The sequence below is a fragment of the Clostridium psychrophilum genome (assembly GCF_018861705.1).
Taxonomy (GTDB): domain Bacteria; phylum Bacillota; class Clostridia; order Clostridiales; family Clostridiaceae; genus Clostridium_AD; species Clostridium_AD psychrophilum.
Genome location: NZ_JAHLEC010000214.1, coordinates 1 through 2,180, shown reverse-complemented (window position 1 = coordinate 2,180; position 2,180 = coordinate 1). Strand labels below are relative to the sequence as shown.

Genomic DNA, 2,180 nt, shown 5'->3' with positions numbered 1-2,180 from the left:
ATCTAATATTATTATAATAATTTGTAAAGGTAAAATCTACCTTTTAATTTGTAAGACTAACTTCCACTGTTTTATGTATTGGGGTGGAATTTACTTTTGCAATTGAGGAATAAAATAAAGTGTTATATAAAATCGCAATGCATTGACAAAACTAGATATATTTATGATATAATTTAATATGATTTATAAAAACTGATATAATTAAGGAAAAGTATATTTAAGTTAAACTTAATTAACATAAAACAATGGGGGTAAAATCAATGCAGACCAATAGACAAAAACATATAAGAAATTTTTCAATAGTTGCACATATTGATCACGGCAAATCTACTCTTGCAGATAGATTATTAGAAATGACAGGTACTTTAACTAAAAGAGAAATGGAAGATCAAGTTCTTGATAATATGGACCTAGAACGAGAAAGAGGAATTACTATAAAATCTCAACCAGCTAGGTTAGTATATAAAAGAGAGAATGGAGAAGAGTATATATTTAATCTTATTGACACTCCAGGGCATGTAGATTTTAACTACGAAGTTTCAAGGAGCTTAGCAGCTTGTGAGGGAGCAGTACTTGTAGTTGATGCATCGCAAGGAATTCAAGCTCAGACTTTAGCAAATTGTTATCTTGCAATAGATAATAATCTTGATATTGCACCAGTTATTAACAAGATAGATCTTCCAAGTGCAAACCCAGACAAAGTAATTAGGGAAATTGAGGATGTAATAGGAATTGAAGCTCAGGATGCCCCACGAATTTCAGCTAAAACTGGACTTAATGTAGGAGATGTCTTAGAAACTGTAGTACAAAAAATTTCGCCACCAGATGGTGATGAAGAAGCTCCACTAAAAGCTTTGATTTTTGACTCCTTTTATGATAGTTACAAAGGCGTTGTATGTTATGTAAGAATTAAAGACGGTAAGGTTAAAACAGGAACAAAAATTAAATTAATGAATACTGATAAAATATATGAAGTTGTAGAAGTTGGAGTTTTTGTTCCAAATTATCTTCCAGTAACGGAGCTGAGGGCTGGTGACGTTGGATATATAACTGCATCTATAAAAAATGTTAGAGATGCGCGTGTTGGAGATACTGTAACTGAAGCTGATAGACCAGCATTAAAGGCTCTAAAAGGTTATAAACCAGCAGTTCCAATGGTGTTTAGTGGAATATATCCTATAGATGGTGCTAGATATGGAGAATTAAAAGAGGCTTTAGAAAGATTACAGTTAAATGACGCAGCATTAGGGTTTGAACCAGAAACATCTATTGCTTTGGGTTTTGGATTTAGATGTGGATTTTTAGGCCTTCTTCATATGGAAATAATACAAGAGAGACTTGAGAGAGAATTTAATCTAGAAATAATTACTACAGCTCCATCGGTTATTTATAAAGTAATGAAAAATAATGGAGAATTAATAGAAATAACAAATCCAACTAATCTTCCAGAACCAACAGAAATCGATTATATGGAAGAACCAGTGGTTAAAGCCTCTATAATAACTCCAGCAGAATATTTAGGATCAGTTATGGAGTTATGCCAAGATAAAAGGGGTATATATATTGATATGAAATATATAGAAACCACTAGAGTTGTGCTTAATTATGATATGCCTCTTAATGAGATAGTATATGACTTTTTTGATGCACTAAAATCAAGAACAAAAGGTTATGCTTCTTTTGATTATGAATATAAGGGCTATATTACTACAAATCTTGTACGACTAGATATATTGCTTAAAGGTGATAAAGTTGATGCATTGTCCATGATAGTGCCAGAGGAGAGAGCATATCATAGAGGAAGAGTTATGGCTGAAAAATTAAAAGAACTTATACCAAGACAAATGTTTGAAATTCCTATACAAGCATCTATAAATGCAAAGGTTATTGCAAGAGAAACTGTAAAAGCACTTAGGAAAGATGTGTTAGCTAAATGCTATGGTGGAGATATTTCAAGAAAGAAAAAATTATTATCCAAACAAAAAGAAGGTAAAAAGAGAATGAGACAAGTTGGAAGTGTAGATATTCCACAAGAAGCATTTATGGCTATACTTAAAGTAGATTAGGATAGATAGTGTTAACTAACTTATGAAAAAACAATAATGGAAATATTAGGATTTAGAATGTGGGTTGAAAAGTGAAAATGTATCCTGAAGAAATTTAATGTTGCTTTATTTGTT

1 protein-coding gene is annotated in these 2,180 nt (G+C 31.4%); it reads left to right on the top strand.

Annotated features, from left to right (window positions below; all coding sequences use genetic code 11):
* Positions 1 to 260 precede the first annotated feature (260 nt).
* Positions 261 to 2,066: a translation elongation factor 4 gene (gene lepA / locus KPL38_RS19000; protein WP_216290704.1), complete on the top strand. Its 1,806-nt coding sequence runs from the start codon at positions 261 to 263 to the stop codon at positions 2,064 to 2,066.
* The last annotated feature ends 114 nt before the right edge of the window (positions 2,067 to 2,180 follow it).